The sequence below is a fragment of the Micromonospora humi genome (genome assembly GCF_900090105.1).
GTDB classification, from domain to species: domain Bacteria; phylum Actinomycetota; class Actinomycetes; order Mycobacteriales; family Micromonosporaceae; genus Micromonospora; species Micromonospora humi.
This window is the reverse complement of record NZ_FMDM01000005.1, coordinates 256,341-281,261: the sequence shown is the minus strand read 5'-3', so window position 1 is coordinate 281,261 and position 24,921 is coordinate 256,341. Positions and strand designations below refer to the sequence as shown.

Annotated in this window: 20 protein-coding genes; 7 read left to right on the top strand and 13 right to left on the bottom strand. The window is 74.1% G+C overall.

What is annotated here, in order from left to right:
- Positions 1-3: 3 nt before the first annotated feature.
- A complete protein-coding gene (locus GA0070213_RS12035; protein ID WP_091062005.1) occupies positions 4-984 on the bottom strand; it encodes a PASTA domain-containing protein in 981 nt (326 codons plus the stop codon).
- 115 nt (positions 985-1,099) lie between these two features.
- Positions 1,100-1,801: a PASTA domain-containing protein gene (locus GA0070213_RS12030; protein WP_091062003.1), complete on the bottom strand. Its 702-nt coding sequence runs from the start codon at positions 1,799-1,801 to the stop codon at positions 1,100-1,102.
- A gap of 93 nt (positions 1,802-1,894) precedes the next feature.
- Here GA0070213_RS12030 and GA0070213_RS32750 point away from each other — a divergent pair, with 93 nt between their 5' ends.
- Positions 1,895-3,631 (top strand): hypothetical protein, encoded by a 1,737-nt coding sequence (locus GA0070213_RS32750; RefSeq protein ID WP_425412816.1) that lies wholly within the window; start codon positions 1,895-1,897, stop codon positions 3,629-3,631.
- Between the two features lie 67 nt (positions 3,632-3,698).
- Here GA0070213_RS32750 and GA0070213_RS12020 read toward each other — a convergent pair whose 3' ends face one another.
- Both GA0070213_RS12020 and GA0070213_RS12015 read right to left on the bottom strand, forming a co-directional pair.
- Positions 3,699-5,177 (bottom strand): glutamate-cysteine ligase family protein, encoded by a 1,479-nt coding sequence (locus tag GA0070213_RS12020; protein ID WP_091062000.1) that lies wholly within the window; start codon positions 5,175-5,177, stop codon positions 3,699-3,701.
- 254 nt (positions 5,178-5,431) lie between these two features.
- Entirely contained in the window at positions 5,432-6,013 is a 582-nt protein-coding gene (locus tag GA0070213_RS12015) for a YceI family protein (protein ID WP_091061999.1), read from the bottom strand.
- A 101-nt stretch (positions 6,014-6,114) separates the two neighbouring features.
- Here GA0070213_RS12015 and GA0070213_RS12010 point away from each other — a divergent pair, with 101 nt between their 5' ends.
- A complete protein-coding gene (locus tag GA0070213_RS12010) occupies positions 6,115-6,609 on the top strand; it encodes a MarR family winged helix-turn-helix transcriptional regulator (protein ID WP_091061997.1) in 495 nt (164 codons plus the stop codon).
- A 220-nt stretch (positions 6,610-6,829) separates the two neighbouring features.
- On the opposite strand, the gene GA0070213_RS12005 is transcribed toward GA0070213_RS12010, so the two are convergent.
- The 4 genes from GA0070213_RS12005 to GA0070213_RS11990 form a co-directional block, all read right to left on the bottom strand.
- Positions 6,830-9,379, bottom strand: a complete 2,550-nt coding sequence (locus tag GA0070213_RS12005) for an ATP-binding protein (protein ID WP_091062403.1) — start codon at positions 9,377-9,379, stop codon at positions 6,830-6,832.
- A 101-nt stretch (positions 9,380-9,480) separates the two neighbouring features.
- Positions 9,481-10,635 carry an acyl-CoA dehydrogenase family protein gene (locus tag GA0070213_RS12000; protein ID WP_091061995.1) on the bottom strand — a complete coding sequence of 385 codons (1,155 nt, stop codon included), beginning with the start codon at positions 10,633-10,635 and terminating at the stop codon, positions 9,481-9,483.
- Between the two features lie 115 nt (positions 10,636-10,750).
- Complete coding sequence (locus tag GA0070213_RS11995; protein WP_091061993.1) at positions 10,751-12,283, bottom strand: acyl-CoA carboxylase subunit beta; 1,533 nt, start codon at positions 12,281-12,283, stop codon at positions 10,751-10,753.
- Between the two features lie 94 nt (positions 12,284-12,377).
- Positions 12,378-13,289, bottom strand: a complete 912-nt coding sequence (locus GA0070213_RS11990) for a hydroxymethylglutaryl-CoA lyase (RefSeq protein ID WP_425412820.1) — start codon at positions 13,287-13,289, stop codon at positions 12,378-12,380.
- 182 nt (positions 13,290-13,471) lie between these two features.
- Here GA0070213_RS11990 and GA0070213_RS11985 point away from each other — a divergent pair, with 182 nt between their 5' ends.
- Both GA0070213_RS11985 and GA0070213_RS11980 read left to right on the top strand, forming a co-directional pair.
- Positions 13,472-13,843 (top strand): YciI family protein, encoded by a 372-nt coding sequence (locus tag GA0070213_RS11985; protein ID WP_091062401.1) that lies wholly within the window; start codon positions 13,472-13,474, stop codon positions 13,841-13,843.
- The gene (locus GA0070213_RS11980) at positions 13,840-15,105 is read left to right on the top strand and encodes an RNA polymerase sigma factor (RefSeq protein ID WP_425412819.1); all 1,266 of its coding nucleotides are present in this window, start codon (positions 13,840-13,842) and stop codon (positions 15,103-15,105) included. Before GA0070213_RS11985 ends, GA0070213_RS11980 begins: the two co-directional genes overlap by 4 nt.
- A 25-nt stretch (positions 15,106-15,130) precedes the next feature.
- Here the strand turns inward: GA0070213_RS11980 and GA0070213_RS11975 are convergent, their stop codons facing one another.
- From GA0070213_RS11975 to GA0070213_RS11965, 3 genes are all read right to left on the bottom strand, one after another.
- Positions 15,131-16,468, bottom strand: a complete 1,338-nt coding sequence (locus GA0070213_RS11975; RefSeq protein ID WP_091061987.1) for an acetyl-CoA carboxylase biotin carboxylase subunit — start codon at positions 16,466-16,468, stop codon at positions 15,131-15,133.
- Positions 16,469-16,532: 64 nt separating this feature from the next.
- On the bottom strand, positions 16,533-17,165 hold the full coding sequence (locus tag GA0070213_RS11970) for a TetR/AcrR family transcriptional regulator (RefSeq protein ID WP_091061985.1): 633 nt from the start codon (positions 17,163-17,165) through the stop codon (positions 16,533-16,535).
- Positions 17,166-17,207: 42 nt separating this feature from the next.
- Positions 17,208-18,482: an FAD-dependent monooxygenase gene (locus tag GA0070213_RS11965; RefSeq protein WP_091061983.1), complete on the bottom strand. Its 1,275-nt coding sequence runs from the start codon at positions 18,480-18,482 to the stop codon at positions 17,208-17,210.
- 94 nt (positions 18,483-18,576) lie between these two features.
- On the opposite strand from GA0070213_RS11965, the gene GA0070213_RS11960 reads away from it, so the two are divergent.
- From GA0070213_RS11960 to GA0070213_RS11950, 3 genes are read left to right on the top strand one after another with little or no spacing between them, the layout of a single operon-like run.
- Positions 18,577-19,170, top strand: a complete 594-nt coding sequence (locus GA0070213_RS11960; protein ID WP_175441304.1) for a TetR/AcrR family transcriptional regulator — start codon at positions 18,577-18,579, stop codon at positions 19,168-19,170.
- Between the two features lie 16 nt (positions 19,171-19,186).
- Positions 19,187-19,717 (top strand): SigE family RNA polymerase sigma factor, encoded by a 531-nt coding sequence (locus GA0070213_RS11955; protein ID WP_091061979.1) that lies wholly within the window; start codon positions 19,187-19,189, stop codon positions 19,715-19,717.
- Positions 19,714-20,886 carry a hypothetical protein gene (locus GA0070213_RS11950; protein WP_091061977.1) on the top strand — a complete coding sequence of 391 codons (1,173 nt, stop codon included), beginning with the start codon at positions 19,714-19,716 and terminating at the stop codon, positions 20,884-20,886. The genes GA0070213_RS11955 and GA0070213_RS11950 overlap by 4 nt, the downstream gene beginning before the upstream one ends.
- Positions 20,887-20,927: 41 nt before the next feature.
- Here the strand turns inward: GA0070213_RS11950 and GA0070213_RS11945 are convergent, their stop codons facing one another.
- Positions 20,928-21,830 carry a sulfurtransferase gene (locus GA0070213_RS11945; protein WP_091061975.1) on the bottom strand — a complete coding sequence of 301 codons (903 nt, stop codon included), beginning with the start codon at positions 21,828-21,830 and terminating at the stop codon, positions 20,928-20,930.
- A gap of 94 nt (positions 21,831-21,924) precedes the next feature.
- Positions 21,925-24,873, bottom strand: a complete 2,949-nt coding sequence (locus GA0070213_RS11940) for a hypothetical protein (protein WP_091061974.1) — start codon at positions 24,871-24,873, stop codon at positions 21,925-21,927.
- Positions 24,874-24,921: the final 48 nt, after the last annotated feature.

Below are 24,921 nucleotides of genomic sequence, written 5' to 3'. Positions count from 1 at the left end.
CCGTCAGGGGGTCGCGGTGGTGGTCGGCGTGGAGCCCGAGGTGGTCCGCGCGGTCGTCGGCGCCCCGGTGGTGGGTGCCGCCGGCTCGGCCACCACGAGGGTGACCCGCTCCCCCTCACCCACGGAGTAACCGGCCTCCGGATCCGTGGCGACCACCGTGCCGGCCGGCCGGTCCGACGGCCGGCGCTGCACCCGGTAGTCGATACCGAGCCGGTCCAGTGCCGCCCGGGCGGCCGACTCCGGGAGCCCCACCAGTGGCGGCATCGGCACCTCGGCCGCCGCCGTCGTGGTCGGCGGCGTGCTCGGCGGCGAACTGCTCGGCGACGCGCTCGTCGGCGCGGCGCTCGTCGGCGCGGAGGTGCTCGGCACCGCCGACGGCGACGTGCCCGGCCCGGAGTCGCGGTCCGCGGCCCGCAGCGCCAGCCAGACCCCGAGCGCGATCAACCCGATCAGGACCAGGGCGAGGACGCCCAGCAGGATCGGCATCCACCAGCGGCGGCCGGCCTGCTCGTCGCCGTACCATTCGGCGCCCGGCTCCGGGTAGCCGGCCGGCCGCGGCGGCGGCACCCCGGCCCGCCCCGACCAGGCCCCACCGCCGACCGGCTCCTGCCGGCTGGTGGCGTCGAGGGGCCGCGAGGTGCCACCGGGCAGCGGCCGGGTGGCGTCGTCGCCCGCCCCGCCGGGCTGGACCCCCGTCGCGTCCCCGCCACGGTCACCCGGCATCGCCCTCGTGGCGTCCGCGTCGCGGGGCATCGCCCTCGTGGCGTCCGCGTCCTCTCCACCGGCCGCGCCGCGCGGCATCGCCCGGGTGGCGTCCGCGTCGTTCCCGCCGCCGGCCGCATCACGGGGGATGGCCCTCGTCGCGTCCGGGTCGGCGGCACGGTCGGGCGGCACGGCTCGGGTGGTGTCGGCACTCCGATCCGGCGGCACCGCCCCGGTCGGGTCCGCGTCGCCGGCTGGTGGCTCCCGACGGTCGTCGCTCATGACACACGTCCTTCCCCACCCGGGACGGGGCACACGGCCCTCGAACGTCCACGGTAACGGGCCCCGACCACGCCGGCCGGGATCAGCACGCCGGCCCGGCCGGTCGGCCGTACCGTCAGGGGGTCGGCGACTCGACGGCGGTCGGCGGGTCGGAGGGCGCGGTGCCGCACGTCAGCGTGACCTGGTCGTTCCAGCGGGCGGCGCCCCCGGCGGCCGGTTCCTGTGCGGTGACCGCCCCCTGGCGACCGGGGCGGTAGCGGGGATAGAGCCCCGCCTCCACCAGGTCGTCGGCCGCGTCGGAACAGGACCGGCCACCCAGGTCGGGCACGGTGACGGCCGGCGCCGGCCCGGCGACCCAGACGGTGACGGTGACGCCGCGCCGGACCGGCGCGCCGGACCGCGGTGACGTCCGTTCCACGTCCCGGCCCGAGCCGCCACCGAACACCAGCCGCCAGCCGAGCTTACGGTCCCGCAACTCCTGCCGGGCCCGCTCGAAGTCGGTGCCCACCAGCTCCGGCACCGTGAGCCCGGCCGGGGCGGTCGACCGCGTACCGGTCGGGCGGTCCTCGCCGGACCGGTCGGCGCTGGGCGTCACCGCGGTGGGCGGGGAGGACGGGGCGGCCGGCGGTGGCGCGACCTCCGACGACGCGGTCGGTCGGTCCGGCTCACCGGCCAACACCCAACCCACGCTGGCACCGATCACCGCCAGCAGGGCCACCGCCAGGCCGCCGCCGACCATCAGCCGGCTCCGACCCGGGCCGGCCTCCTCGCGCACCGGCTGCTGATCGTCCGTCATCGCGTCCACCGCCTCAGTCATCGGCGACCGTAGCCGGTGCCGCCAAGCCACTCACGCCCGGCCTGCGGTTCCCACGACTCGCCGGGCCGACCTCGGGACGCTACGCTGCCCCGCATGGCCAGACGGGGCTGGGGAGGATCGACCGCCGCCGCGCTCGGCGTGGCTGCCGGCGCGGGCGCCGCGCAGCTCGGCTTCGGCTACGGGCTCGGCATCATCAACTGGACGCCCACCGGCACCGTCCGGGTCGAATCGGCCTGGGTGGCGAGCCTCGCCTGGGCCACCTGGATCGCCGCTACCTCGGTCGTCGTCGGCGCGGTCTGCGCCCAGCGCCTGCGCGGCGGTGACGAGCCGGCGGGCGCGCTGCCCCGGCTCGGGCTCGCGCTCGCCGCCGGTGTCGGCGCACTGGTCACCGTGCTGCTGGTGGCGGTGCCGGCCCGTGCGGCCCGGGTGCCGGACACCACAATGCCGCAGAGCGTCGCCGCCGTCTATGCGACCGCCGGGCTGGTGCTCGGCGTACTGCTGGCCGTCTGGGCGCTGCACACCCGTGCCGCCGCCACCAATCTGCTCGCCACCACCGGCTGGCTCTGGTTGCTCGCCGTGGTGTCGGTGGTGGACGGGGTGCTCTCCGGCCGCGGTCTGACCACCGCCCAGCTCGGCATCTGGCAGATCAGCGCGGACCGCGCCGGATTCTGGATCCGTGACTACTTCTACTGGCCGGGGGCGCTGCTCTCACTGGGCTCCGCCCTGCTGATCGGAGTGCTGGCCGCCCGACGCGCGGTCCGGTCGCCTCAGGCGCGCGTCGGCGCCACCGCCTCCGGTGCGGCCGGTCCGCTGCTTGTCGCGTCGGCCTACCTGCTGGCCGTGCCGCGACTGGCCGGAATCGCCGCCGAGCAGCTGTCGGCCCACCTGATCGCCCCGTACGCGGTGATCGCCGGCGTGGGCGGCTCGGTCCTGGTGGCCGCGCTGGCCCAGCGGTCCGACCGGCGCGCCGCGGACCGCACGTCGGCGGCGGTGCCGGAGCGACTCGGCGGTGAGGCGGACCTGGTCGGCGGTGAGCCGGAGCGACTCGGCGGTAAGCCTGAAGGACTCGGCGGTGAGGCGGACCTGGTCGGCGGTGAGCTGCTGCGGGAGGCCGACGGGCAGTCCCGAGCGGGGACCGGTGGACAGTCCCGGCCGACGGCCGACGGGCAGCCGGTCGAGGCCACCCCGAAGCCGGCGTGGCGGTTCTTCGGCCGCCGGACCGGTCGCACCGCGCCGGACGCTGGCGCCGAGGCCGCCGGGTCGCCGACGCAGGCATGGGCCGGCGGATCGGCGCGTGCGACCGACCGCGACCCGGCGGTGACGCCGGACGTCGACCCCGACGCGACGTCACGGTCCGGCCACCGCCCGACGCCCGGCTCCGATCGCGCCTCCACACCCGGCTCCGATCGCGGTGCCACGGCCGACTCAGGCCGCGACGCCACGTCCGGCTCGGGCCGGGAGTCGACCGCGGGCTCGGGCCGCGACGCCGTGGCCGGACCGGGCCGGGAGTCGACCTCGGGCTCGGGCCGCGACGCCGTGGCCGGACCGGGCCGGGACGCCCTCGCCGACCCAGGTCGTGACGCGGCGGCGACGGACGAGCAGGTGGAGCCGGCGGGCCGTACCGGTCGGGCGGCGGGTCGGCAGTCCGCGTCGGGTGGCGCCGCGCGGACGAGCGCCGGTCGTCGCAGTCGGGCGGTGCCACAGCAGCGGGAGCCCGAGGACACTTCTCCGGTCGACCCCGGCGACCGGCGGGGTGTCGAGGAGCCGGAGTCCGGCGACCCCGCGACCACGTCACCGGCCGAGCCGAAGGCCCGTCGCCGCAGCCGCTGATCCCGTAGGTGTTAAGAAGGGGCCCCGCCTCTACCGGAGGCGTTAACAGGGGGCCCCGCCTTACACCTCAGTCGACGGGCCAGGTGTGGACGGGCTCGTTGGTGCGCTGGAGTTCGGCGTAGCGCTGGACCATGTGGTGCAGGGCGGCCTTCCGGTCCATGCCACGGTGCCGCTCGGCCGCCCACACCGTCTCGGTCTGCCAGACCGCGCCGTTGCGGCCGGTACGACAGCGTCCCTCGATCACGCCGAGGAGGCGGTCGCGCTCGGCCGGGGCGACGCCGAATCCGTCCAGCCCCTGCGCGGCCACCGGCAGCAGCGTGTCGAGGACGAGCGTGGTGACCGGCACGTCACCGAGCCGGGGCCAGTGCAGCACCGCGTCGATGCCGCGCCGCGCGGCGGCGTGGAAGTTCTCCTCGGCCGAGCTGAACGTGAGCTGGCTCCAGATGGGACGTTCCGCCTCGGCGAGGCCACGGGCGAGGCCGAAGTAGAGCGCGGCGTTGGCGAGCATGTCCACCACGGTCGGACCGGCGGGCAGCACCCGGTTCTCCACCCGGAGGTGGGGGCGGTCGTTCATGATGTCGTAGACCGGGCGGTTCCAGCGGTAGACGGTGCCGTTGTGCAGCCGCAGCTCACCGAGCTGGGGCACCCCGCCGGCGTGCAGCACCTCGACCGGGTCCTCCTCCTCGCAGATCGGCAGCAGCGGCGGGAAGTAGCGGACGTTCTCCTCGAACAGGTCGAAGATCGAGGTGATCCAGCGCTCGCCGAACCAGACCCGCGGGCGTACGCCCTGGGCCTTCAACTCATCCGGCCGGGTGTCGGTGGCCTGTTCGAACAGGGCGATCCGGGTCTCCGCCCAGAGCTGCCGGCCGTAGAGGAATGGCGAGTTGGCACCGATGGCGACCTGGACGCCGGCGATCGCCTGGGAGGCGTTCCAGTGGTCGGCGAAGCTGTCCGGCGCGACCTGGAGGTGGAACTGGAGGCTGGTGCAGGCGGCCTCCGGCGCGATCGAGTCGGTGTGCGTACGGAGCCGCTCGACACCGTTGATGTCCAGCTCGATGTCCTCGCCCCGGGCGCCGACGATCTGGTCGTTGAGCACCCGGTAGCGCTCGTCCGTGGAGAGGTTGTCGGCGACCAGGTGACGCTCGGTGAGGGTGGGCAGGATCCCGACCATCACGATGGTGGCGTCGGACTTGGCGGCCCGCTCGTCGGCGCGGCTGAGGCTGCTGCGCAGATCCTGTTCGTAGTCGGTGAACCCGCTGCCCTCGATCAGCCGGGGCGAGGCGTTCAGTTCGAGGTTGAACTGGCCCAGCTCGGTCTGGAAGAGCGGGTCGGCGATGTCGGCCAGGATCTGGTCGTTGCGCATGGCGGGCTCGGCGGCCGCGTCGACCAGGTTCAGCTCGATCTCCAGCCCGGTCATCGGCCGGTCGGCGTCGAAGCCGAAGTCGTCGAGCATCAACGCGAAGACGTCCAGGCACCGTCGGACCTTCTGCCGGTAGCGGACCCGATCCTCGCGGGAGAAGGCGCCCTGCTCGACGTCCCTGCCCATGTGTCCTCCCGGCGCCGGCGCGGCGGAACCGTTGGCGTTCCGCAACGCATTGTGAACCATCCACGTGATCTGCGTAAGTGCCTCCGGCCCTGGTGAAAGCGCGGGTCGGGTGCAGGTCTGCACCTGTACCCCGCCACCGCCTCGCGCAGCGCGTGTAACCAGCGAACATCACGTGACAATCCGCACGGCCCCGGATACGGGACGGGCCCGCGCCGTCGGGTTCGACGGTGCGGGCCCGTGGGCCTGACGACGGCTCAGCCCTGGCGGATGGCCTCGCCCTCGATCTCGATCTTGACCTTGCGGCCGACCAGGACGCCACCGGTCTCCAGGGCGACGTTCCAGGTCAGGCCGAAGTCCTCCCGGTCGATCTCGGTGTGCGCCGAGAAGCCGAAGATGTCCTGCCCGAACGGGCTGCGGCCGACGCCCTCGAACTCGACCTCGAGGTCCACCGGGCGGGTCACGCCCTTGATGGTCAGCTCACCGGCGAGCACGAACTCGTTGCCCTCGCGGGACTTCACACCGGTGCTGCGGAACTCCAGCGTCGGGAACTGCTCGGCGTCGAGGAACTCCGGGCTGCGCAGGTGCCCGTCGCGGTCCGCCTGCGCGGTGTTGATGCTGGCGGCCTGGATGCTGGCCGTGACCGCGGACTGCAGCGGGTCGTCGGTGACGGTGATGGTGGCGGTGGCGTCGGCGAACTCACCGCGTACCTTGCTGACCATCATGTGCCGCGCGACGAAGCCGACCCGCTTGTGAGCGGCGTCGAGGAGGTAGGTGCCGGGGGCCGGGATGGTGAGGCCCTCCCAGTCGCGGGTAGTCGCCTCGGTGCTGCTGGTCATGATGCTCTCCTCCGGAGAAGATTGTTTAGTAGCCCAACGGCTGACTGAGCAACTATAACTACAGCAATATTCCCTGTGTCAAGTGTTGCTAGGATGGTGGCGTGGACCAGAACGTGTTCGACGACCCCCGGATCACCGCCGTCGGCCTCCTCTACGAGGCACACGCCGGGCTCTCCGCCCGGTTCGCCGCCCAGTTCGAGGAGCACGGGCTCTCCCCGGTCGAGTTCGAGGTGCTCACCCGCCTCGCCCGCTCGCCCAACAACCAGCTGCGGATGACCGACCTCGCGGCGCAGACCTCGCTCTCCACCAGCGGAGTCACCCGGGTCGTCGACCGGATGGAACGCGACGGCCTGATCCGCCGCCGGGCCTGCCCGTCGGACCGGCGCAGCTCCTTCGCCGTGGTCACGGCCTCCGGCCTGGGTCGACTGGACGAGATCCTCCCCGGCCACCTGAAGATCATCGAGCAGTGGTTCACCGGGCAGCTCGCGCCGGCCCAGCTCGACGGGCTCCTGGACGGGCTGCGTCGGGTGCGGGACGCGGTGCACCCGGGCGCCACCGCCGGCAGCACCGAACCGGCCGGGAGCACCGCCTGCTGAGCCGCCGCTACCCGCCGGTCACCGGCAGAAGGACCGGCAGAACCGCCCCCCTGCGGGGGCAAAGGCGACAAAGCCGAATGAACCACTCGGGGTGTCTGGATAGGCTGCCGAAAGCGGGGGGCACCGGGGGGTGCTGGCGCGAGCGTGGAGCGAGGGGCAGCACCAGGGGGCTACTTCGCTCGCGCCACCCCCGCGCCCTCCCTGGAACCCACCGGCTCCCTCAGGCGCGCCGTGCGCGCTCCCGCCGCACCGCCAGCGAGTAGAGCAGTTCCTCCTCCCGGGGCAGCAGGCTGACGCCGGTGACCTGCCGCGCCCGCTCCAGCCGATCCAGCACGGCCGCGTCCCCCGTGCTGGCCGCCAACCCCACCAGCGCCTCGACCAGGTCCCGCCGGTCCGCGCCACCGGCCGCCACCTCGGCCGCCGCGGCGAACCACTCCGCCGCCAGCTCCCGGTCACCCCGGTTCAACGCCACCTGGCCCTCGATCAACGCGCGGAGCGCGTCCTCGGTGCGGGCGTCCCGGTCCGACCCGGCGGGCTCCCACCGCTCGGCCGCCGGCGGGCGACGCGGACCGGGCACCACGTTCGCGGGCCACAGCTCGCCCACCACCGCCAGCGCCTCGTCGTCCCGCCCCTGGAGCGCGAGGGCCAGCCCGACGCCGCCGATGGTCCGGCGGCGTCGACCCGGATCACCCAGCTCGACGAGCGCGGCCGCCGCCCGCCGCCCCTGCTCGGCCGCCTCGGCGTAGCGACCCTCCAGCCGGGTCAGCTCGGCCAGGTCGGCCCGCGCCAGCAGCCGGAGCCGCTGATCGCCGCACTGCGCGGCCAACCGGTCGACGGTGGCCAGCCGCCGCCGGCCACCGGCCAGCTCCCCCACGCGTACGTCGTGCCAGGTCAGGTGATGCTGGGCGACCGCCATCTCGCGTACCCGGCGGTGCCGGGTGGCCAGCGCCAGCGCCGCGTCGGCCTGCTCCCGGGCCTCGTCGTGCGCGCCGAGACCGCGCAGCACCGCGCAGAGCACCGACCGGGCGGACAGCTCGCCGGTCACGTCGCCGACCTCGGCGAAGACGGCCAGCGCCGCTCGCGCCGCCGGCAACTCCTCCGGCCCCGCCCCGTGCTCGGCGGCGAGCCGGGCCGACCCCAGCAACGCCCAGGCCCGCAGCACCGGCGGCGCGCCGGCGGTACGCGGGTCGGCCAGCAACCGACGCAGCCACCGCCGCCCCGAGACGTCCCGCCCCCGCAGCCGCCACCACCGGGGCAGCGCGGCGGCCAGCAGCAACGCGATCGCCGGCGCGTCCTCGGCGGCGTACGCCAGCGCGGCGCTGATATCGCCGCTCGCCTCGTCCAGCAGGTGCACGGTGCCGGGAAGCTCGGCACCGACCAGGCCGGGCGCGGTGCGCCGAACCAGCCCGGCGATCACCGAGGCGTGTCGCAGCCGGATGGCCGCCGTCTCGAACTCCAGATCCGCCCGCTCGGCCGCGAAGTCGCGGACCGCGTCCAGCAGCCGGAACCGGAACGGGCCGGTGCCCCGGACGCTGAGCAGGCCCAGCTCGCGCAGCCGGTCCAGCAGCGGGACGGCGTCCCACCGGTGGCCGTCGTCGGCGAGCAGCTCCTCGGCCAGCTCGACCGACCAGCGGTTGCGGAACGCGGACAGCCGGCGCAGCGCGGCACGGTCGGCGGAGGCGAGCAGGTGATAGCTGGTCGCCACCGCCTCGCGCAACGTGACCGTGCCGGCTACCGGATCGGCCGGCTCCCAGCCGGGACGCACGCCGGCCAGGTCGAGGACGCGGTCGCCGTACCGGTCCAGCAGCTCGGTGACGTCGAGGATCCGGCCCCGCGCGGCCATCAGCTCGATGGCCAGGGGCAGCCCGCCGAGGCGGCGGACCAGCGCGGCGAGCGCCGGCAGCTCGGCCCGGGTGGGCGGCGCGTGCCGGGCCTGGGTGAACCGGGCGGCGAAGAGCGCCGCGGCGGGCCAGCGGTCCAGCTCGGCCCGGTCCGCCGGCTCCACGCCGACCGGCGGCACGTCGAGCGGCGCCACCGGCCGGATCAGCTCACCCGGAAGCCCGACCGGCCGGCGGCCGGTCACCAGCACCCGCAGGCCCGGCGCGGCGTCGGTGAGCGACCGCAGCGCGTCGGCCACCGGCCCGGGTGCCCGGTCGACGGCGTCGACCAGCAGCAGCGCCGGCCGGCCGGCGAACCGGCAGGAGAGGTCGGCGAGCCGGTTCACGCCGAACACCGACGTCGAGGCGGCGAGCACGTCGGCGTCGTCCGAACCCTCGCCGACGAGGATCCCGGACACGCCTGCCGGATGTCGGGCCGCGACCGCGTGGGCGACGGTGAGCGCGAGCGCGGTCTTGCCGACCCCGGCCAGCCCGACCAGGCTCACCACCGGATGCGCGTCGAGCAGGGCGGACACCTCGGCGACGTCGCGCTCCCGGCCGAGCAGCGGCACGGGCTGGGGCAGCGCGATCGGCGTACCCGGATCGGGTTCGACCTCGACCGGCGCGGCGGCCGGCACGGGCCGGGCGGTGGCGACGAACTCCCGCCGGGAGGCCCCGGTCAGGCCGAGCGCGTCGGCGAGCAGATCGACTGTGGTGCGTTGGGGCCGGGTCGCCCGGCCCCGCTCCAGGTCGCGGACGGTCCGCACCCCCACGCCCGCCCGGTCGGCCAGCTCGGCCTGGGTCAGGCCGGCGACGAGCCGGTGCCCGCGCAACAGATCGGACAGCGGCGTCCGGCTACCCGGGCCCCGCGTACGATCATGATCGGGAGTCATGGGCACGAAGAGTACGGACGGGATCCGACGCTCCACAGCCGATCGTCAACCACCCGACCGTACGACGCCGATATCCGACAGACGGCCGAGGCGGGTGGCGGTCACATGCCGAGGTCGCGCGCGATGATCATGCGCTGCACCTCGCTGGTGCCCTCGCCGATCTCCAGGATCTTGGAGTCACGCCAGAAGCGGGCGACCGGGTACTCGTTCATGAAGCCGTACCCACCGTGGATCTGGGTCGCCTCCCGGGCGTTGTCCACCGCCACGGTGCTGGCGTGCAACTTGGCGATCGCCGCCTGCCGCTTGAACGGCTCGCCGGCCAGCATCCGGGCCGCCGCGTCGTAGTAGGCCAGCCGGGCGGTGTGCGCCTTCATCTCCATGTCGGCGATCTTGAACTGGATCGCCTGGTAGTTGCCGATCGGCTGGCCGAACGCCTGGCGCTCCTTGGCGTACGTGATCGACTCGTCGACGCAGCCCTGGGCCAGGCCGACGGCGAGCGCCGCGATGGCGATCCGGCCCTCGTCCAGGATGCGCAGGAACTGGGCAAAGCCCCGACCGCGCTCACCGAGCAGGTTGGCCGCCGGCACCCGGCAGTCGTCGAAGGTCAGCTCGTGGGTGTCCGAGGCGGTCCAGCCGACCTTGGAGTAGCCGGGCGCGACCGTGAAACCGGGCGTACCGGACGGCACGATGATGGTGGACAGCTCCTTGCCGCCGTCCGGCCGGGTGCCGGTGACCGCGGTGACGGTGACCATCGCGGTGATGTCGGTGCCGGAGTTCGTGATGAACGCCTTCGAACCGTTGATCACCCACTCGCCGGTCGCCTCGTCGAGCACCGCCCGGGTCTGGGTGCCGCCGGCGTCGGAACCGGTGCCCGGCTCGGTCAACCCGAAGCCGGCGAGCGCCTCACCACTGAGCAGCTTCGGCAACCACTGCGCCTTCTGCGCGTCGGTGCCGAAGCGGTAGATCGGCATCGCGCCCAGCGACACCGCCGCCTCCAGGGTGATCGCCACGCTGGAGTCGACCCGGGCCAGCTCCTCCAGCGCCAGGCAGAGCGCGAAGTAGTCACCGCCCATGCCGCCGTGCTCCTCGGCGAAGGGCAGGCCGAACAGGCCCATCTTGCCCATCTGCCGGATGACCTCGTACGGGAAGGTGTGCTTCTCGTAGTGCTCGCCGATCACCGGGGCGACCACCTCGCGGGCGAAGTCCCGGACGCTCTCCCGCAGCGCCTGCTGCTCCTCGTCGAGCCGGAAGTCCATGTCGATCCTCCTGGAAGGGCGGGCCGCCGGCGCTCGTGACGCCGGGAGCGGCTGAAGCGTTAAGCGGGGCCCCTTCCTATGCACCAGGCGTTAAGCGGGGGCCCTTCCTTACCGGTCAGACGGGGGTTACGCCGTGGCGGCGGTGGGAGAAATCGCGGTTCTTGGTGCGGGCGGCGGTGAAGCGACGCACCAGCTCGGCGCGCAGCTCGTGCGGCTCGACGATCGCGTCCACCACCAGCTCGCTGGCGAGCCGGACGACGTCGATGTCGCGCTCGTACTCCTCGCGCTTCGCGGCGACGAACGCGGCGCGCTCGGTCTCGTCGGAGATCGCGGCGATCTTGTTGGCGTAGACGGCGTTGACCGCCGCCTCGGCGCCCATCACCGCGATCTTCGCGGTGGGCAGCGCGATGGTGGCGTCGGGCTCGAAGCCGGGACCGGCCATCGCGTAGAGGCCCGCGCCGTACGCCTTGCGGACCACCACGCAGATCTTCGGCACGGTCGCCTCGGAGATCGCCGTGATCATCTTCGCGCCGTGCCGGATGATGCCCTGCTTCTCCACCGCGCTGCCGACCATGAAGCCGGGCACGTCGCTGAGGAACAGCAGCGGCACGTTGAACGCGTCGCAGAGCTGCACGAACCGGGTCGCCTTGTCGGCCGAGTCGACGAAGAGGACGCCGCCCTTGAACATCGAGTTGTTGCCGACCACGCCGACGACCTCGCCGTTCAGCCGGCCGAAGCCGATGGTCAGCTCCTTGGCCCAGAGCGCCTGGATCTCGAAGAAGCTGCCCTCGTCGACCAGGCCCTTGACGTACCTCCGCATGTCGAACGCCTGCCGCTCGCTGGCCGGGACCAGCGCGGCCAGGTCGGCCTTCTCGGGCGCGGGCTTCGCCTCGGCGGCCGGCGGCGTCTCGGTCCAGTTGGCCGGCAGGTAGGACAGGTAGGTCCGCACCACGTCGAGCGCGTCGGTCTCGGTCTTGCAGAGGAAGTGGCCCACGCCGGACTCGGTGCAGTGCACCTTGGCCCCGCCCATCGCCTCCAGCGTGGTCTTCTCGCCGGTGACCATCTCGACCATCCGGTCGGAGCCGAGATACATGCTGGCGTTGCCGTCGACCATGGCCACCACGTCGCAGAACGCCGGAATGTACGCCCCGCCGGCCGCGCTGGGCCCGAAGAGCGCGCAGACCTGCGGGATCGCGCCGGAGGCCCGGACCTGGTTCCAGAAGATCTTGCCGGCGCCACGCCGGCCGGGGAACAGGTCGACCTGGTCGGTGATCCGGGCGCCGGCGGAGTCGACCAGGTAGACCATCGGGACCTTGGTCGTGTAGGCCCGCTCGATGATGCGGATGATCTTTTCGACGGTGCGGGCGCCCCAGCTGCCGGCCTTGACGGTGGAGTCGTTCGCCATCAGGCAGACCGGCCGGCCGTCGATGGTCGCGGTGCCCGTCACCACCCCGTCGGCGGGCAGCCCGTCGGCCATCGCGTTGGCGTAGAGCCCGTCCTCGACGAAGGAGCCCTCGTCGACCAGGTGCGCGACCCGCTCGCGGGCGAAGAGCTTGCCCTTGGCGGCATTGGCCGCGTGGTATTTGTCCGCACCGCCGGCACGCGCGCGCTTGCGCAACTGCTCCAGAGCCTCACCGTCGAGCGTCACGCCGACTCCCTCGCCACCCCACCGACCTGAACGATCGTTAGGCTACCGCACCGCCCACCCCTCCGGCGACCCCGCAGGGGTGGGCGGGACGAGGTCAGCTCGGCATCGGGGTGAGCCGGGTACGGGGGCCGGCGCGCAGCACGCCCGAGGGGAGCTTCTTGCCCACCAGCCGCTCGGCCAGCTCCGCCGCCCCGATCAGGGCGTCCAGGTCGATCCCGGTGTCGACGCCCATGTCGTGCAGCATGTGCACGGCCTCCTCGGTGGCCAGGTTGCCGCTGGCGCCCGGGGCGTACGGGCAGCCGCCGAGGCCACCGACGCTGGCGTCGAACTCGGTCACGCCCAACTCCATCGCGGTCAGCATGTTGGCCAGCGCGGTGCCCCGGGTGTTGTGGAAGTGCAGCAGCACCGGCAGCTGGGCGTTGCGGTCCCGGACCGCGGTGACCAGCTCACGGACCCGCCGGGGCGTACCCATGCCGGTGGTGTCGCCGAAGGCGACCCGGTCCGCGCCGTCGCGGGCGACCCGGTCGACGATCCCGGCGACCCGCCGCGGGTCCACGTCGCCCTCGTACGGGCAGCCGAAGCTGGTCGCCACGATCACCTCGGCGGTCGCGCCCGCGCCGTGCAGCAGGTCGATCAGCTCGGCGATGTCGTCCAGCGACTCGTCGGTCGAGCGGTTCACGTTGCGCCGGTTGTGCGTGTCGCTGGCCGACACCACCACCTCGATCTCGGTGAAGCCGGCGGCCAGCGCCCTCTGCGCGCCCCGGGTGTTCGGCACCAGCGCCGAGTAGCGCACCCCGTCGGCCTTCTCCGCCCGCTGCCACACCTCGTCGGCGTCGGCCATCTGCGGGATCGCCTTCGGGTGCACGAAGGAGACGGCCTCGATCCGCCGCACCCCGGTCCGGGACAGCGCGTCGAGCAGCCGCACCTTGGCGTCGGTCGGGATCGGCTCCTCGTTCTGGAGCCCGTCCCGGGGCCCGACCTCACGGATGCTGACGTGGTCCGGCAGTTCCGCCATAAGGGGTCACCTCGCTGTGACGTCGTTCGTGCCTTCTGAACGAAGTGTGTCACCACCACCGGGCGTCGCCTTGCCGGAGATCCTCCGATGGTGTCGGATCGGGGCGCGGCCGTTCGTGGAGTGGGTGTGCCGTGGCCGGTCGGGCCGCCACCCGTGACCTGGAGGAGACGACCATGACGGAGTACCTGATCGCGTTCAACGACGAATGGGTGCCCGAGCACACGGCGGAGCAGATGCGCGAGAAGGACGCCGCCGTCCGGACGGTGATCGAGGAGATGCTCGCCGAGGACGTGCTGCTCTTCGCCAACGGCGGCCTGGACGGGTCCACCGTGGTGTGCGCCGTCGAGCCGGTCGACGGCCGGCCCGCCTTCACCGACGGGCCGTACGCCGAGACCAAGGAGCACCTCGGCGGCTTCGTCGTGGTGGACGTGGCCGACGACGAGGCGGCGCGGCGCTGGGCCGGGCGGCTCACGACCGCGCTCGACTGGCCCCACGAGGTGCACCGGTTCCGCGGCCCCGGACAGACCCGGCGCAGCGGCCCCTGATGTCCGCCGACGAGGCGATCATCCGGGCCCACCGCGAGGAGTGGGCGCGGCTGGTCGCCGGCCTCACCCGCCGCTTCGGCGACCTGCACGTCGCCGAGGAGGCAACGGCCGAGGCGTTCGCCGCCGCCGCGGCTCGCTGGCCGGACGAGGGCGTGCCGCCCAGTCCCGGCGGCTGGCTCGCCACCACCGCGACCCGCAAGGCGATCGACTGGCTCCGTCGTGAGGCGCAGCGCGACGCCAAGCACCGGGCGGCCCGGATGGTCCACGACGACACCCCGCACCGCCCGACCGGCCCGGTCGGGGACGACCGGCTCAGGCTGGTCTTCACCTGCTGCCATCCGGCCCTGGCGATGGAGGCCCGGGTGGCGCTCACCCTGCGCCTGCTCGGTGGCCTCACCGTCGCCGAGATCGCCCGCGCCTTCCTGGTCAAGGAGACCACGATGGCGCGCCGGATCACCCGCGCCAAGGAGAAGATCAGCGCGGCGGGCATCCCCTACCGGGTGCCGTCGGAGGCCGACATCCGCGAGCGGCGCGCCGGCGTGCTGGCGGTCGTCTACCTCGTCTTCAACGAGGGCTACCTCACCGGCGGGGGTGCCGATCCGGTCCGCGTCGACCTCTGCGACCAGGCCGTCCACCTCGGCCGTCTGCTCCGGACCCTGCTCCCGGACGACGGCGAGGTGGCCGGGCTGCTCGCCCTGATGCTCCTCCTCGACGCCCGCCGGCCGGCGCGTGTCTCCGCCGCCGGGGAGCTGGTGACGCTCGCCGAGCAGGACCGCCGCGCCTGGGACCGGGCCCGCGTCGCCGAGGGCCGGGCGCTGGTCCGGGAGCGGATCGAGGCGCTGGCGGCCGGCGGTGACCCACCCGGGCGATACCAGGTCCAGGCCGCGATCAACGCGGTCCACGCGGAGGCTCCGTCCGTACGCGACACCAACTGGTCCACGATCCTCGCGCTCTACGACCGGTTGGCGCTGCTCGACCCGTCGCCGATCGTGCGGCTCAACCGCGCGGTCGCGGTGGCCGAGGTGGACGGCGCCGGGGCCGGGCTCGCCCAGATCGACCGGCTCGCGCCGGCCCTCGACGACTACCACGCCCTGCACGCCGCCCGCGCCGATCTCCTGCGGCGACTCGGGCGCGACGGCGACGCACGGGTGGCGTACGACCGGGCCATCGACCTCGCCGGCAACGCCGCCGAGCGGGCCTACCTGACCCGCCGCCGCGACCAGCTCGGGCCGGCGCGCGTCCCGGTGCCGGACGACCGGTGACACCCAGCCGTCCGGCGCCGGCGGTTCAGCGCATCCGGCCGACGATGCCGGTGTCGTAGTCGCCGGAGAGGAACTCCGGGTTCTCCAGCAGCTCGGCGAAGAACGGCAGGTTGTTCTTCGGCCCGGCGATCTCGAACCGGGCCACCGCCGCCCGGGCGCGCTGCACGGCCTCCTCCCGGGTGGCGCCGCTGACGATCAGCTTGGCCAGCAGGCTGTCGTAGAACGGGGTGACGGTGTTGCCCTCGACATAGCCGGAGTCCACCCGGACGCCCTCGCCGGTCGGCTCCACCCAGGTCCGGATCGCGCCCGGGCCGGGCAGGAACCGCTTCGGGTCCTCGGCGTTGACCCGCAGCTCGATCGCGTGCCCGCGCGGGGTGAGCGCGTCCGGGTCGAACGTCGGCGCCAGGCCGGCCGCCACCCGCAACTGCTCCTCGACCAGGTCGACGCCGTAGACGTACTCGGTGACCGGGTGCTCGACCTGCAACCGCGTGTTCATCTCCAGGAAGAAGAACTCCTGCGTCGAGGGATCGAGCAGGCACTCCACCGTGCCCGCGTTGCGGTAGTTCACCGCCTCGCCGGCCCGGACCGCCGCCGCCAGGAACCGCTCCCGCAGGTCGGCCGAGACCGCCGGGGAGGGCGACTCCTCGACCAGTTTCTGGTTGCGTCGCTGCACCGAGCACTCGCGCTCGCCGAGCGCCACCACCCGGCCGTCGGCCAGGCCGAGGATCTGCACCTCGACGTGGCGTACCCGGGGGAAGTAGCGCTCGATCAGCACCGAACCGTCCCCGAACATGCGCTCGGCGAACGCGCGGACCTTGTCGTACTCGGTGCGTAGCCCGGCCTCGTCGGCGGCCACCCCCATGCCCATGCCGCCGCCGCCCGCCGCGGCCTTCACCATCACCGGGTAGCCGATCCCGGCGGCGGCCGCGACCGCCGCGTCCAGGTCGGCCGCCGGCTCGGTGGTACCGGGCGCGACCGGCACGCCGGCCGCCGCCATCAGGTTGCGGGCGTTGATCTTGTCGCCCATCGCGGTGATCGCGTCCGCGCCGGGTCCGACCCAGATCAGGCCGGCTTCGGAGACGGTACGGGCGAACTCGGCGTTCTCCGACAGGAAGCCGTAGCCGGGGTGGATCGCCTGCGCGCCGGTGCTCCGGGCGGCGGCGAGGATCGCCTCGACGTTCCGGTAGCTCTGCGCCGGGTTGGCCGGGCCGACGCAGACCGCCTCGTCGGCCTCGGTCACGAACGGCAGGTCGGCGTCGGCCTCCGAGTGCACCGCGATCGCCCGCACGCCCAACCGACGGGCCGTGCGAATGACGCGGCGCGCGATCTCCCCACGATTGGCCACCAGCAGCGAATCAAACATGTTCGGCAAGGAAGGGCCCCTTCTTAACGCCTGGTGTATAGCCGGGGCCCCTTCTTAACATGCGTTAAGGCGCGTGCGGCGTGTCAGGTGGGTCGGTGGGTGCCAGCAGGGCCGCCAGGGTCGCGCCGCGCAACAGCTCCGCCCGGCGTCGACGGTCCACCTCGCCACCGAGGAACGGGGTGGAGTTCATCAGGCCGAACGCCGCGTGGGCGAGCACCCGGGCGGCACCGTCCGGCAGGCCGGGGTGCAGCGCGGTCAGCACGGCGACCCACTCCTCGACGTACATCCGCTGGAGCCGGCGGATGCGGCGGCGCGGCTCGTCCGGGAGGCGGTCCAGCTCGTGCAGGTGCAGCGCGATCACCGCCGGATTCGCCAACGCGAACTCGACGTGGAAGTCGATCAGCGACTCCAGCGAGCCGCGCGGGTCGTCCGGGTGGTCGGCGGCACGCTCCCGGCCGCCGGCGAGCAGCCCCTCGCTGACCGGGATCAGCGCGGCGGCCAGCATCGCCTCCTTGCCGGCGAAGTGGTGGTAGAGCGCCGGCCCGGTGACCCCTGCGGCGGCGCCGATGTCATCCATCGACACGCCGTGATAGCCCCGCGCCGCGAAGAGACCGACCGCGATCTCCAGGATCTCGTCCCGCCGGGACCGGCGTCGGGCCGTGCCCGCCGCGCCCCGCGCCTGCTGTTCCACCGCCACCGGGCCAGCCTAGACCGCGCCTTCCAGGCGAGGGAGCCGTGGTTACCCGCCAGTCGCAAGACCCTCGGGGGGACCGCTCCCGCTCCCACCTCGTCGATCGTGCACTTCCGGCCCGGGCAGAACGGCAGAAAGCGGACCCGACGGGGGCCGCAACCGCACGATCGACGAGGGAGGCGGCGAGGGCGGGGTGGGCTCGAAGCCGGCCAGGCGGACCGCCAGGGCCTGGCGGACGGGGGGCAGCGCGGAGGCGGTGCGGAGCAGAAGGTTCCGTAGGGGGCGCAGGGGCGGCGGGGCGGCGGCGAGCCGGGTGAGACCGGCGGCGAAGCCGAGCACCTCCTCGGCCAGTGGGCGGCGGTCCGCCGCGTACCGGTCGAGGGCCTCGGGGCCGGCGGCGAGCGCGTCGCCGAGCGCGACCGCGTCCCGCAGGCCGAGGTTCATCCCCTGCCCACCGGCCGGGCTGTGCACGTGCGCCGCGTCGCCGGCGAGCAGCACCGGGCCGGCCCGGTAGCTGTCGGCGATGCGGTGGTGGATCCGGAACCGGGACGCCCAGGCCATGCCGGTGACCCGGTCCGGCCGCCGGGCCGGGCCCCGCTCGTCGAGCAGCGCCTGGAAGTGCCGCGGATGCGGCTCGCGCGGGGCGTCGTCGACGGTGGCGACCAGCCGGACCGTGCCGTCGGGCAGCGGCGCCCAGACCAGTGGCCCACCGCGCGAGAGGAACAGGTTGACCTGGTCGCGTGGGAGCACGCTGTCCACCCGCACGTCGGCGAGGAGGAACGACTCGCCCGGGTCGGCCGGGCCGCCGAAGCCGATGCCGGCCAACTCGCGGACCCGGCTGTGCATGCCGTCCGCCCCCACCACCCAGCGGGCCCGGACCGTGTCGCCGCCGGCGAACCGGGCGGTGGCGCCGGCGCCGTCGAGGTCGAGGTCGGTCAGCTCGTACGGCCGCAGCACCCGCCCGCCGAGCGCGGTGAGGCGGGCGGCGAGGACCGCCTCGGTCTCCGCCTGCGAGATCAGCAGCGCGTACGGGTAGCGGGACGGCAGCCGGTCGAACGGGACGGTGGCGAGGACGCGGTCCCGGTCGCGGACGGTGAACCGCCCGGAGCGCAGGCCCCGCTCGGCGAGCGGTTCGGCGATCCCGATCCGGTCGAGCACCTCGAGCGTGCCGGCGTGCACGACCGCGGCCCGGGAGGTGACCGGCGGCTCGGGCAGCCGGTCGACGACCGTCGTGGCCACCCCGTGCCCGGCCAGGGTGACGGCCACGGCCAGGCCGGTCGGCCCGGCCCCGACCACCAGGACGTCCGTGTGTTCGGGCAGCATCGCTCCACCTCCACTGCGGTCAACAACTGTTTGCCAACGCTTGTTGACTAACGTTACCGTCGATGTCAACGCGCGTTGGCCTACAGTCGTGCACATGACCGGACCGCCCGCCCGCGCCCGCCGCTCCGACGCCACCCGGGCCGCCATCCTGCGCGCCGCGCGGGAACGATTCGCCGCCGACGGCTACGACCGGGCCACCATCCGGGCCGTCGCCGCCGACGCCCAGATCGACCCGTCCATGGTGATGCGCTACTACGGCAGCAAGGAAGGGCTCTTCGCCGCCGCGGCCGAGTTCGACCTGCACCTGCCCGACCTGGCCCAGGTGCCCGCCGAGCAGCTCGGCGAGACGCTGGCCCGGCACTTCCTGCGCCGCTGGGAGGCCGACGGCACACTGGTCGCCCTGCTCCGCGCCGCCAGCACCAACCCCGGCGCGGCCGAACGGATGCGCGGCATCTTCGCCGGGCAACTCGCCACGGCGGTGGCCCGCTCCGGTGCCGACCCGGCGACCGCCGCCCGCCGCGCCGGCCTGGTGGCCAGCCAGATCCTCGGACTCGCCCTCACCCGGTACGTCATCCGGCTGCCCCCCGTGGTCGAACTCGACCCCGACGAACTGGCCGAATGGGTCGGCCCGACGATCCAGCGCTACCTGACCCAACCTTTTCCACCCTCCCAGGCGTCTGCCGGGTGACGGAGGGAGCAGCCGGATGGGGCGGGCCGCGGAGCACGGGCGGGCGGAGTACCTCGCCTTCGTCGAGGCGCACCAGCACCGGCTGCTGCGCGCCGCGTACCTGGTCTGCGGCAACCGCCACCAGGCCGAGGACCTGCTCCAGGACGCGCTGCTGAAGCTGGCGCTGCGCTGGCCCACGGTGCGCGACGGCGATCCGGCCGCGTACGTGCGGGCCATCCTCTACCGCGACGCGGTCTCCTGGTGGCGACGCCGGCGGCGGGAACGGCTCAGCGCCCACCCGCCGGAGCGGGCCGGCGCGGACGCCGACGACGCGCTGCGCCTGACCGTGCGGGCCGCGCTCGACCGGCTGCCCCCGCGCCAGCGGGCGGTCCTGGTGCTGCGCTACTTCGAGGACCTGACCGAGGTGGCCACCGCCGAGGCGCTCGGCGTCACCGTGGGCACCGTGAAGAGCCAGTGCCACGCGGCGCTGCGCCGGCTCCGCGAGGTGGCGCCCGACCTCGACGACACCGACGGCGGCCTGGTCACCGGAGTGGAGGCGAACCCGTGAACGAACCGCACCTGACCCGGCTGCTGACCCGGGCGGCGGAGGACGTCCGGCCGAGCCGACCGGCCACCGCGGGCTGGGAGCGGGCCGGGCGGGTCCGCCGCGCCCGCCGGGCCGCCGGCGCCGCCGCCGTGGCGGTCGCCCTCATCGGCGGCGGCACGACGGCGCTGCTGCACCGCCCCGGCCCACCCGCCCCGGCCCACCCGGTGATCCGGCCGGACCCGAGCGCGTCACCGGTGCAGCAGCCCCCGTTCGAACTCGACCTGGTCGCCGATCCGCTCGGCCGACTCGGCGACCGGGTCACCGCACCGCTCTCCGCCCGGCCGGTCGACCGGGCCCTGGCGCTGCGCCAGCCGGTCGATCCGAAGACCGGCGAGGCCGGCCCGATCCGCGTGCTCGGCGACGACGGGCTGGTGCGGGAACTCGACGTGGTGACGCTCGCCCCCACCCGGGACGCCAGCGGCAACGAGGCCGTGCCGCTCAAACCGGGCAGCCTGTCCCCCGACGGCCGGACCGCCGCCTTCGCGCAGACCGGCGAGGTGGTCGTGGTCGACCTGACGGAGGCCGCCGTCCGCCGCTACCCGCTCGGCGGCTACCTGGAACACGTCGTGTGGGCCGGCGACCGGCTGCTCGTCGGCGACAACGACACCACGTACGAGCTGGACCGGCGCACCGGAAAGGCGCGGAAGCTGCCGGTCGACCCGTGGGGACTCGTCGTGCCCGAGCCGCTCCGCCCCGGCGACCTGCTCGCCCTCGGCGGCGCGGAGGACGGCCTGTCCGTACGCCGGTACCCCGCCACCGGCGGCGCGCCGCAGCAGCGGACGGTAAGCACCGGCGACCTGCCACCGGGCTACCGGCTGGACGAGGTCTACGGCCGGGGCTGGCAGCGCGGCGACCGGATCGCCCAGGCGGGCTGGACCACCACCGGCACCATGGGCGGGGCCGAGGGCGTGGCCGTGGTGGACGCCCGCACCGGGGCGGTGACCCGCCTGCTCGACCTGGGCCGCGAGGACCGCGCGAAGGCCTGCTGCGAGGTGCTCGGATGGTCGGCCGACGGTGCCGTGCTGTTCCGCTCCGACCCCACCGGCCTGGCCCGCTGGCGACCGGAGACCGGCGAGGTCGACCGGGTGGCCCGCGACGTGACCGGCCCGGTGTCGCTGCCCGCCCGCTGACCGGCCGGTCCGCGCCTCGCGGCGGGGACCGGCCGGGACGCTCAACGGGTCAGGCCGCCCGGCTGGTCGCCCTTGACGACGGGCGCCCGGACCAGGTTGCCCCACTCGGTCCACGAGCCGTCGTAGTTACGCACCTGCGGGAAGCCGAGCAGGTGGTGCAGCACGAACCAGGTGTGGCTGGACCGCTCGCCGATCCGGCAGTAGGCCACCACGTCGTCGGCCGGGCTCAGCCCGAGCTGGTCGGCGTAGATGGCGCGCAGCTCGTCGGCGGACTTGAACGTGCCGTCGTCGTTCGCGGCGGACTTCCACGGCTTGCTCACCGCGCCCGGGATGTGCCCGCCGCGCAGCGCGCCCTCCTGCGGATAGTCCGGCATGTGCAGCATCTCGCCGGTGTACTCGCCGGGCGAGCGCACGTCGACCAGCGGCCGCCCGGCCGCCACGTGCGCCATCACCTGCTCCCGGTAGGCCCGGATCGGCGCGTCGTTGCGCTCCGGCACCGGATAGTCGGCGCGCGGCCGGGTCACCTTGTCGCGGGTCAGCTCCCGACCCTCGGCGATCCACTTCTGCCGGCCGCCGTCGAGCAGCCGCACGTCGGCGTGGCCGAAGAGGGAGAAGACCCAGAGGGCGTACGCGGCCCACCAGTTGAAGTTGTCTCCGTAGAACACGACGGTGTCACCGCGGCCGATGCCCTTGGCCGCGCACAGCTCGGCGAAGCTCGCGGCGTCCAGGTAGTCGCGGGTGACCTGGTCGTTCAGTTCGGTGTGCCAGTCGACCTTGACGGCGCCGGGGAGGTGGCCGGTGTCGTAGAGGAGCACGTCCTCGTCGGACTCGACCACCACGAGCCCCTCGTCGCCCAGGTGCTCGGCCAGCCACTCGGTGGTGACCAGGCGCTGCGGGTCGGCGTACGACTGGAGTTGGGGATGCGGATCGCTCGGCACAGGCATGATCCCCAAGGTACGCCGGGACGCCCGCGGTGGATGTGACACCGGCCCCACCACCCGGAAAGGTGGTGGGGCCGGCCTGGTCGGGCGCGGGCCGTCAGCCCTGGACCACGAACCAGTGGTACGCGTAGTTCGAGCGGTTGCCCGCCTTGTCGATCGCGAACACCGAGATCGGGTACCAGCGCGCCTCGGTCGGCGTCAGCGTCACCGAGGCGGACCCGTCCGCGCCCGCCGGCACGGTGACCTCCGGGCCGTTGTCGAACTGGTAGACGTACGACTCGACGTCGGGCAGCCCGGGCGTGAACGTGAAGACACCTGGCACGCCCACGCCGCCGCCCGGCTCACCGTACGGATAGGTGGTGGAGTTGATCGCCGGCGCGGTGCTGACCACGAAGGAGTAGCTCGCCTCCGGGGACAGCTCGCCGGACGCCGAGCGGGCCCGGACGGTGAGCGTGTTCCGGAAACCCCGGTCCGGGGTGATGGTCAGCTCGGCCGCGGTGCCGTCGGTCACCGCCACGGTCTGCTCCGGCCCGCCGTTGAGCCGGTAGACGAACGCGGTGGTGTCCGGCAACTCCGAGTCGAACCGGAAGGCGCCGGCCACGCCGATGCCGCCCTGCGGGTCGTACTCGTTGTAGAGGTAGGAGACGATCGTCGGCTTCGGCTCGCGGACGGTGAACGTGTACTCCCGCGGCTGGGTGGTCGTGCCGTCCGCGGTCTCCCCGATCACCGTGAGCTGACGCCAGCCGGAGGTCTCCGGCGTCCAGGTGATCGCGGCGGCGCCGTCGGCCGCCGCGTCGACCGTCTTCGTCTCCTCGCCCCAGAATGTGTAGTGGTACTTCACCATGCCGGGGCGCTGCGGGGTGACGGTGAAGACGCCGGCCACGCCGGGGAGCCCGCTGTTGGTGTCCTTCGGGTACTGCTCGGACGACACCAGGGGCGCGTCGTCGACCAGGAACGTGTACGTCCGCTCGGCCGACACCGTCCCGTCGGTGGTGACCCCGCGCACGGTGAGGGTGTGCGTCCCGCCCTGCTCGGGCGTCCAGCCGACGGTGGCGTACCCGTTGGCGTCGGCGTCGACGCTCTGCTCGGCGCCGCCGTCGAAGCGGTAGCGGTAGGCCACCATCTCGGGCACCTCGGAGCTGAGCCGGAACTCACCGGCCTGCCCGGGGCCGCCGGCCCACGTGTCCGGCCGGTAGAGGTCGGAGGAGATCCCGGGCAGCAGGTCCCGCACCCCGAAGAACCAGGTCGCCGGCTCCGACTCGGTGCCGTCCCGGCTCACGCTCCACACCGCCAGGTTCACCCAGCCCGCCTCGGTCGGCGTCCAGGTGACCGACGCGGTGCCGGCGGCACCCGCCTGGACCGTGGCCTCCTGGTCGCCGAAGCGGTAGCGGTAGCTGACCGTGTCGGGCAGGCGCGGCGTGAAGGTGAAGACGCCGGGCACGCCCTGACCACCGCCGGTCGTGTACTCCTCGTAGACGGTCGCTGAGATCTTCGGCTCGGTGGGCAGCGAGAACTGTCGCGTGGAGGTGACCTCCACCCCGGCGGCGGTGACGCCGGTGACGGAGAGCGTGCGGTTGCCGCCCCGGGTCGCCGTGACGGTGAACGTGGCGGTGCCGTCGGCGGCGGCGTCGACGGTGCGCTCCGGGTCGCCGTCCAGGCGGTAGCGGTAGCGCACCACGCCGTCGAGCTGCGAGCGCACCTGGAACGTGGCCGGCACCCCGATCTCGTCCAGCCGGCCGTTGACGATCGGCGACACGTCCCGGGCGAGGAAGTCGTAGTCGGTGGTCGCCGAGCGGTTGCCGACCGCGTCGAGGCTCCACACCCGCAGCGTGTTGATGCCGGGTCGCGGCGTCAACGTGACCGTGGCCGATCCGCCCGCCCCGGCCGCGGCGACCGTCTTCTCCCCGCCGTAGTTCAGCGAGTAGCCGTACGTCGCGACGTCCGCCGCGCCGTTCGCGGCGAAGGTGAAGTCGCCGGGCACGCCGGGGTGGAACTCGCGGTCGTCCGGGAAGGCGGTGGAGGTGACCGTCGGTGGCTTGTCCGGGCCGCGGAAGTCGGTCCGGAAGTAGCAGGTCGGGCTCCAGTCGCCGGTGGCCCGGCTGTCCGCCGCCCGCATCTGCCAGGCGTACGTCCGGTCGTGCTCGAACGGCTGGGGATAGATCTGGTCGAACCGGCCGGCGGCACGGTCGCCGTCCCAGGCGGTGTCCGTCCGCTCGATCCGTGCGTCCGGCTGGTCGACCGGCCACGCGGCGAACGAGACGGTGAGCTGGTCGCGGCCGCCGGTGGCGTTCAGGTCCCGGTCGTGCACCACGCCGGACAAGGACGCGGAGCGCACCACCTGGTACGGCTGGGCGGTGGTGCACGCCGTGCCGTTCGTGGTCTGGAGGTCGGTCGGCACCCCGGGGCGGAAGTTGAAGTCGATGGAGATGCCGGCCCGGGTGGCGTACTTCCGGGCCAACGTGGGGTCCTGCTCCAGGTCGGCCGGCAGCCGCAGGGACAGGGTCAGCGTCGACCGGCCCTCGGCGAGTGCCTGGCGCAGCCCCTCGGCCGCGTCGAACTCGACCCGGGGCGCCGGGCAGACGTACTGGTCGGTGAGCTGCCGGGTGTCGACCAGGGCCAGGTCGGCCGGGGGCTTACGCCAGCTCGACTTGGCGGTGTAGGGCCCGGTGCGCCACAGCTCGACCTTCGGGCGTGTGGTGCAGTCCGCGCCCGCCGTCTCCTTGACGTCGAGGACCGCCGACGTGATGTCGGCTCCCCGGTAACGGGAGATGTCGAACGTGAGGTAGGCGCGTGAGGTGTGCGGGTGGCCCTTGGCGTCCTTCCAGGTGCCGACCGGCAGGTCTCCCGGGCGGTTCAGGTTGTTCTTGTCCGGCGTCTTGGAGTCGGTCCAACCCCAGGAGGTGTTGGTCTCGTACCGGACGTCGTACGCGGCGGCCGGCGCCGCGGTGGCGACGACCGTGCCGGCGGCGACCATCATGGACAGCGTGGCGGCGAGCAGGGTCCGCCCGCCGGTCCGAAGTGGATTCTTGTCAGGCATGAGGGTCATCCCTCATCCACCTTTCCCCGATCTACCCCGTACTCGATCGACGGGGGC